Origin of the sequence: Streptomyces sp. YGL11-2 (assembly GCF_050054615.1) — a bacterium.
GTDB lineage: Bacteria > Actinomycetota > Actinomycetes > Streptomycetales > Streptomycetaceae > Streptomyces.
In genome coordinates this window covers 508953-515969 of record NZ_JBNHIN010000002.1, presented here as the reverse complement: position 1 = coordinate 515969, position 7017 = coordinate 508953, and the positions used below count along the sequence as shown (strand labels likewise).

The 7017-nt window shown below is 71.7% G+C and carries 5 protein-coding genes; 2 read left to right on the top strand and 3 right to left on the bottom strand.

Annotated features, from left to right (window positions below; genetic code table 11):
* Positions 1-153 precede the first annotated feature (153 nt).
* A complete protein-coding gene (locus ACO1BR_RS04635; protein WP_159503042.1) occupies positions 154-714 on the bottom strand; it encodes a MarR family winged helix-turn-helix transcriptional regulator in 561 nt (186 codons plus the stop codon).
* A gap of 181 nt (positions 715-895) precedes the next feature.
* Here ACO1BR_RS04635 and ACO1BR_RS04630 point away from each other — a divergent pair, with 181 nt between their 5' ends.
* The gene (locus tag ACO1BR_RS04630; RefSeq protein ID WP_426793732.1) at positions 896-2185 is read left to right on the top strand and encodes an MFS transporter; all 1290 of its coding nucleotides are present in this window, start codon (positions 896-898) and stop codon (positions 2183-2185) included.
* A gap of 22 nt (positions 2186-2207) precedes the next feature.
* On the opposite strand, the gene ACO1BR_RS04625 is transcribed toward ACO1BR_RS04630, so the two are convergent.
* Both ACO1BR_RS04625 and ACO1BR_RS04620 read right to left on the bottom strand, forming a co-directional pair.
* Entirely contained in the window at positions 2208-3986 is a 1779-nt protein-coding gene (locus tag ACO1BR_RS04625; protein ID WP_426793709.1) for a SpoIIE family protein phosphatase, read from the bottom strand.
* 295 nt (positions 3987-4281) lie between these two features.
* Complete coding sequence (locus ACO1BR_RS04620) at positions 4282-5661, bottom strand: NAD(P)/FAD-dependent oxidoreductase (protein ID WP_426793731.1); 1380 nt, start codon at positions 5659-5661, stop codon at positions 4282-4284.
* A 444-nt stretch (positions 5662-6105) separates the two neighbouring features.
* On the opposite strand from ACO1BR_RS04620, the gene ACO1BR_RS04615 reads away from it, so the two are divergent.
* On the top strand, positions 6106-6918 hold the full coding sequence (locus ACO1BR_RS04615) for a TetR/AcrR family transcriptional regulator (RefSeq protein WP_426793708.1): 813 nt from the start codon (positions 6106-6108) through the stop codon (positions 6916-6918).
* Positions 6919-7017: the final 99 nt, after the last annotated feature.

The following is a 7017-nucleotide window of genomic DNA, read 5'->3' as shown; positions in this document are numbered from 1 at the left end:
GGGGAATGAATTTCGGCATGCCAAATTCAGCCCCGCGAGGGTCCGTGCAGTAGTGGTGTGCCGCGAAGCGGCGGGATGGCTGCCGCAGAACCGTTCCGGCTCTTCGGCAACTCGGAGAACACTACGGATCGGGCAAGGGCGTGTCAACTTGGGTCAGCCGAGGTCGCTCAGGCGGCCTTCGGCGTCCGGCTGAGCGTCCTCGACACGACGCAGCAGGCGCGTCAACACCTCGCCGAGGATGCGGCGTTCTTCGCCGTCGAGGTCCTGGAGGAGTTCCTCTTCGAAGACCGTCGCCAGGCGCATCGCCTCGCGCCACTTCTCCCGGCCCTCGTGGGTCAGCTCGACGATGACGCGGACACGGTTGGTCTCGTCGCGTTCCCGGGTGACCAGACCCTCGTTCGCCATGCGGTCGATGCGGTGGGTCATGGCGGCCGGCGTGAGACCGAGGAGTTTGGCGAGTTCGCCGGGGCCCATGCGGTAGGGAGCGCCCGAGACGACGAGGGCCTTGAGGACCTCCCATTCGGCGTTGCTCAGGCCGAGGGTGGCGGTCTGCCGTCCGTAGGCGACGTTCATCCGTCGGTTGAGGCGCTGAAGTGCGGAGACGACCTGCTCCACCTGGGGGTCGAGGTCCTGGAACTCGCGCTGGTAGGCCGCGATCTGCTCTTCGAGGCTCGGCTCGGTGGCGTCGGCTGCCGCATCTGAGGGCTCTGGCATGCGGCGCAGTATGGCACGAAAGCCATTGGCATTGAAGTTCTTCGTCATGTAGTCTTTAGCTTCGAACTTTAGAGTCTAAGTCTTGAGGGTGTGACTGTCCGGTTCTGGACAGGACCTCGGCGACGGCTTGGGGGGTTCCTGACTTCGTATTCGTCTTTCGACCTGACCTAGGTAGGTGAGTGTGACCACCGCGATGGGCGCCGCGCTGCGCCGGATTCAGCTGGGGAACGCGCTGAGCGCGTTCGGCAACGGCTTCACGGTTCCGTATCTGTACGTCTATGTGGCGAACGTGCGGAATCTTGGTGCCAGTACGGCCGGTGTGGTGCTGGCGATGCTGGCAGTGTCCGCGCTGGTCGTGCTGCCGCTGACGGGGCGCGCCATCGACCGACGGGGGCCGCTGCCGGTGGCCGTCGCGGGGACGGTCGCCGCGGCCGCCGGTGCGCTGGGGATCGGGCTGTCGGCGACCGAGCCGATGGTCGTCGCGTCGGCGATCGCGCTGGGTGCCGGTATAGCGGTGATCCAGCCGGCGCTCGCGACGATGATCGTGTGGTGCTCGACGACGGTGACCCGGTCGCGGGCGTTCGCGACTCAGTTCTTCCTGAACAACCTGGGGCTGGGCGTCGGCGGACTGGTCGGCGGGCAGTTGGTCGATCCGGCGCATGCGTCGAGCTTTGTGCGGCTGTTCGCCATCGAGGCCGTGATGTTCCTGGTGCTGGGAGCGGCGATCGCGACCGTACGGCTGCCGAAGGCGCCGCGGGTCGAGGACGCGATGCCGACCGAGGAGCGGGCCAAGGGAGCCTGGCGGGCGCTGTTCGGCGACCGGCGGATGGTGTGGCTGTGCGTGCTGGGCTTTGTGCTGTTCTTCGCCTGCTACGGGCAGTTCGAGTCGGGGCTGGCGGCGTACGCCACCGAGGTCACGCGGATCGACCCGGCGACGCTGGGGATCGCACTGGCGGCGAACACGGCGGCGATCGTGGCGGCGCAGTTCGTGGTGCTCAGGCTGGTCGAGCGGCGGCGCCGGAGCCGGGTGATGGCGCTGGTCGGGATGGTCTGGACGGTGGCGTGGATAGCCGCCGGGCTGTCCGGGCTGGTGCACGGTGCCCAGGCGGTGGCGACGACGCTGCTGATATCCACGTACGCGCTGTTCGGTGTCGGTGAGTCGATGCTGTCGCCGACGGTGGCGCCGTTGGTCGCGGATCTGGCGCCGGCCTCGCTGATCGGTCAGTACAACTCGGCGTTTGCGCTGGTCAAGCAGCTGGCGCTGGCGGTCGGGCCGGCTGTGGGGGCGCTGATGGTGGGCCACGGGCTGTATGTGGCGTACATCGCGATGCTGGTGCTGTGCTGCGTGGGGATCACCGGGCTGGCGCTGTGGCTGGGGCGGATGCTCAGCCCGGCGCAGGACCAGCCGCACCGGGTGACGGCCGTCCCCGCGCCGCGGGCCGAGGCGGAGGCCGTGGGCGCGGCCGCGTAGGCGTGACCCGGCCGCGCCTCCGCTACCCCCGCGGCAGGGCGAATTCGCACCACACCGCCTTCCCGCCTCCTGGGGTTCGGCGCGAGCCCCAGGAGGACGCGATGGTGGCGACGATGGAGATGCCGCGGCCGGCCTCGTCGGCGGGTTCGGCCCGGCGGCGGCGCGGGAGGTGGTCGTCGCCGTCGGTGACTTCGATGATCAGGCGGCGGTCGGTGCGGCGCAGTCGCAGGCGCATCGGCGGGGTGCCGTGCTGGAGGGAGTTGGCGACCAGTTCGCTGGCGGCCAGGACTCCGAGGTCGTGGAGTTCCGGGGAGAACCGCCAGGAGGCGAGGACGCCGGACGCGAAGGCACGGGCCCTGGGCGCGGCTTCGGTTCCGCCGTGGAGTTCGAGCGCGGCGTTGTGGAACAGCTCGGCGTCATGGCCCGTACGGTCCGGGTTCTGGATGACGAGGATGGCGACGTCGTCGTCGTGGGTCGCGGTGATGCCGAGGGAGCGCAGCAGGCGGTCGCAGACGATGTCGGGTGCGCCGGTGGCGCCGGCGAAGGCGCGCTCCAGTGCCTCGACGCCGTCGTCGATGTCCTTGTCGCGGCGCTCGACGAGGCCGTCCGTATAGAGGACGGCGCTACTGCCGGGGGCGAGCGGGACCGAGCCGGAGGTGTGCAGCCAGCCGCCGGTGCCCAGGGGCGGGCCGGTCGGTTCGGCCGCGCGGAGGACCGCTCCGTCCGGGTCGCGTACGAGGATCGGCAGATGGCCGGCCGAGGAGTAGACCAGGCGGCCTTCGTTGGGGTCGTGGACGGCGTAGACGCAGGTGGCGATCTGGCTGGCGTCGATCTCGGCGGCCAGACCGTCCAGGAGTTGCAGGACCTCGTGGGGCGGGAGGTCGAGGCGGGCGTAGGCGCGGACCGCGGTGCGGAGCTGGCCCATGACGGCGGCGGCGCGCACCCCGCGGCCCATGACGTCCCCGATGACCAGCGCCGTACGGCCGGCGCCGAGGGTGATGACGTCGTACCAGTCGCCGCCGACCGCGGCATCGGTGCCGCCGGGCTGGTAGGTGGCGGCGACCCGCAGGTCGTCGGGCTGTTCCAGCTCCTGGGGCAGGAGGGAGCGCTGGAGGGTGACCGCGGCGGCGCGCTGGCGGGCTTCGCTGGCGCGCAGCCGTTCGGCGGACTCGATCTGGTCGGTGACCTCGGCGCCGAAGACCAGGACGCCCTTGTGCGGGGCGACGCAGGCGACCTCGGGGTCGGGTGCCGGGCCGCTGGCGGCGACCTCGATCGGGGTGCAGGTGAAGGTGTAGTAGCCGTCGCGGGTGCGATCGCCGCCGGCGCCGGCCGGGACCTTCCGGGACTTGACCGTGCGCGACTTGCCGCTGCGCAGGACCTGGTCCATCAGCGGGAGCAGGCCCAGTTCGCCGAGTTCGGGGAGGGCTTCGCGGGCGGTCTGGCCGGCCGGGCGGGGGCCGAAGACACCGGCGTATGCGCCGTTGACATAGGCGATGCGGTGCTCGGGGCCGTAGACGACGGCGACCAGGGCGGGGATGGTGCCGAGGATGTCGTGGACGGAGAGCGCGTCGACGGTCGGCGGGGCGGCTCCGGGGGCGGCGTCCTCGGAGGAGGGGCCTTCGCCGCGGGCGGCGGGGACGCCGCCGGGCGGTCCCGCGGGCGCGTCGCCGCCGTCCGCGGACACGGCGGAGTGTGCCGTGGGGTCCGGGGACGGGGTGCCCGGCGGGGTGGCACGGTCGGACCGGGCGGCGGCGCGCCGCTGTGTGCCGGGGAGTTTGGCGCTCCAGCGCGTGAAGATCACGGAGGGGTACCTCTTACTTCGCGTCGTCGCGCGGGGTCGGGCCGTCGGCATGGGGGGATGCCCCCTGGCGTGGCGGGGGGCACTGTCGGCACCCTCTGGCGGATTGCAGCAAACGTCCAGAATCCTCGTGATTGTCACTCTTTGCAGATACGAGCCCACCCATGGTCACACGTCCAGTGTGGCCGACCGGACTGTCATCCGTCAGACGCCGGGCGCCGGAGTGGAGTTCCTCGTTCCTCCCCGGGCGTCGCACCCCGGCCGGACGTGCGGTCAACTTCCCTGGTGGGGAGGCCGGTCAGCTGGTTTCGTTGTGCCGGCCGGTGCCCGCGGCGAGTTCGAACTCGGCGCGTGGGTTCTCCAGCGAGCCCAGTGAGACGATCTCGCGTTTGAACAGGCCGGCGAGGGTCCACTCGGCGAGGATCCGGGCCTTGCGGTTGAGGGTGGGGACCCGGCTGAGGTGGTAGACGCGGTGCATCAGCCACGCCGGGTAGCCCTTCAGCTTGCGCCCGTAGACGTGGGCGACGCCCTTGTGCAGACCGAGCGAGGCGACCGAACCGACGTATTTGTGCTCGTAGTTCCTGACCTGGCCGCCGCGCACGACCGCCGTGAGGTTCTCGGCGAGCACCTTGGCCTGGCGGACGGCGTGCTGCGCGTTGGGCGCACACTCCGCCGGGGGCTCGTCGGGCGAGGCGGGCGGCGGTGCCGTCAGGTCCGGGACGGCGGCGGCGTCCCCGGCGGACCAGGCGTGTTCGACACCGTCCACCTGGAGCGCGGCGGTGCACTTGAGGCGCCCGCGGCCGTTCAGCGGCAGCTTGGTCGCGGCCACGATGGGGTGCGGCTTGACGCCCGCGGTCCAGACCAGGGTTCTGGTGGGGAAGCGGGAGCCGTCGCTGAGCTGCGCGATGCGGTTCTCGCAGGACTCCAGCCGGGTGTCCAGCCGTACGTCGATGTTGCGGGCGCGCAGCTCGCGGACGGCGTAGCGGCCCAGCTCCGGGCCGACTTCGGGCAGGATCCGGTCGGTCGCCTCGACCAGGATCCACTTCATGTCCTCGGGCCGGACGTTGTGGTAGTAGCGGACGGCGTAGCGGGCCATGTCCTCCAGTTCGGCGAGCGCTTCGACGCCTGCGTAGCCGCCGCCGACGAAGACGAAGGTGAGCGCCGCGTCGCGGACGGCGGGGTCGCGGGTGGAGGAGGCGATGTCGAGCTGTTCGAGGACGTGGTTGCGCAGCCCGATGGCTTCTTCGACGGTCTTGAAACCGATGCCGACGTCGGCGAGGCCGGGGACGGGGAGGGCGCGCGAGATCGATCCCGGCGCGAGGACCAGTTCGTCGTACGCCACGATCATGGCCTCGGCGCCGGCCTCCTCGGCGGCCAGGGTCGAGACGGTCGCCTTCCGCTCGGCGTGGTCGATGGCGGTGACCTCGCCGATGACGACATCGCAGTCCGGCAGGACGCGGCGCAGCGGGACGACGACATGGCGCGGGGAGATGGAGCCGGCCGCGGCCTCGGGCAGGAACGGCTGATACGTCATGTACGGCTCGGGGTCGACGACGATGATCTCGGCGGTGTGCTGCCGCAGCTCCTGCTTGAGCGTCCGCTGCAGCCGCAGGGCGGTGTACATCCCCACGCAGCCGCCGCCGACCACGAGAATCCGCGCCACATCGTCCGAAGACACAGCCTTCACAGAGGTTCTCCTCGCGGTGTCGACCAGGTCCGGGGCGCCACCGATCGGGCGGCCGGCCCGCGGCGCGGCCACCCTCGGGCGCTGCGCCCCCGGGAAGCGCAGCACTGTTCCATGACGCACCCCCGAGACGCCTTTGTCCACAGGCCGGTCGAAAAGTATGTACGGCGCGGGCAGCTGTGCGGAGTGGGACATTCCGACCGACCCGTGCGAAGTACGCTGGTCAGGCGGAGATTGGCGCAGAGCGGGAGGGAGCGCAATCAGGGCGGATCGGCTTCGTTGGGCCGATCGGGGGGCGCAGCGCGCGGAACGCCCCCTTCAATCTTGACGCGGGCTCAACTATGTTCGTATCTCGTTGGGGTGCACCCTCTTGTCGGGTCACCCCGACCGTCAGGGCGGGGAGTCTCCGGGGGGAGACGTCATTACCGGGGGATCACTATGCACATTCAGGGCTCTCAATGGCCGGCGGCAGTCGCTGTGACCGCTGCTTCCAACGGCGCCAACGGTGCCAACGGCAGCAGCAGTGACAGCAGCGGTACGGGCGCGGTGACCGGCGCCAACGGCCGCAGCACGCCACTGCGCGTGGATGCCCAGCGCAATCTGGAGCATGTACTGCGCGCGGCCCGCGAGGTGTTCGGCGAGCTGGGATACGGCGCGCCCATGGAGGACGTGGCGCGGCGCGCCCGCGTCGGTGTCGGGACGGTCTACCGCCGCTTCCCGAGCAAGGACGTACTGGTCCGGCGGATAGCCGAGGAGGAGACCGCGCGGCTGACCGAGCAGGCGCGGGCCGCGCTGGGACAGGAGGACGACCCGTGGTCGGCGCTGTCGCGGTTCCTGCGGACGTCGGTCGCCTCGGGAGCCGGACGGCTGCTGCCGCCGGGCATCCTGCGGGTGGGCGCGAGCGAGGAGAGCGGGCCGGAGACACGGGTTCCGGACGGCGGGACCGAGGCGCGGGTGCCGCAGCAGCGGGTCGCCGGCGACACGGTCGAGCCGCGGACGGCCACCGCCGAGAGCGGGGCCGGCACGGTGGAGGAGACGCCCGGCGGGCAGGCACTGCTGGAGGTCGTCGGGCGACTGGTGGAGCGAGCCCGGGCGGCGGATGCGCTGCGGGCCGATGTCACGGTCTCCGACGTCCTGCTCGTGATCGCCACGGGCGCGCCCGCGCTGCCCGATCCCGAGCACCAGCGGGCTGCCTCCGCGCGGCTGCTGGAGATCCTGCTGGAGGGACTGCGGTCGCGCCCGGCCGGGTGAGAACCGGCGGCCGGACCCGTCCGGAGGAGCCCCGGGTGCGGGGTCTCCGGGCGGGGCGGCCGCTCGCGTACGCCGCGACGATCCCGGGGTGCGCGGAAT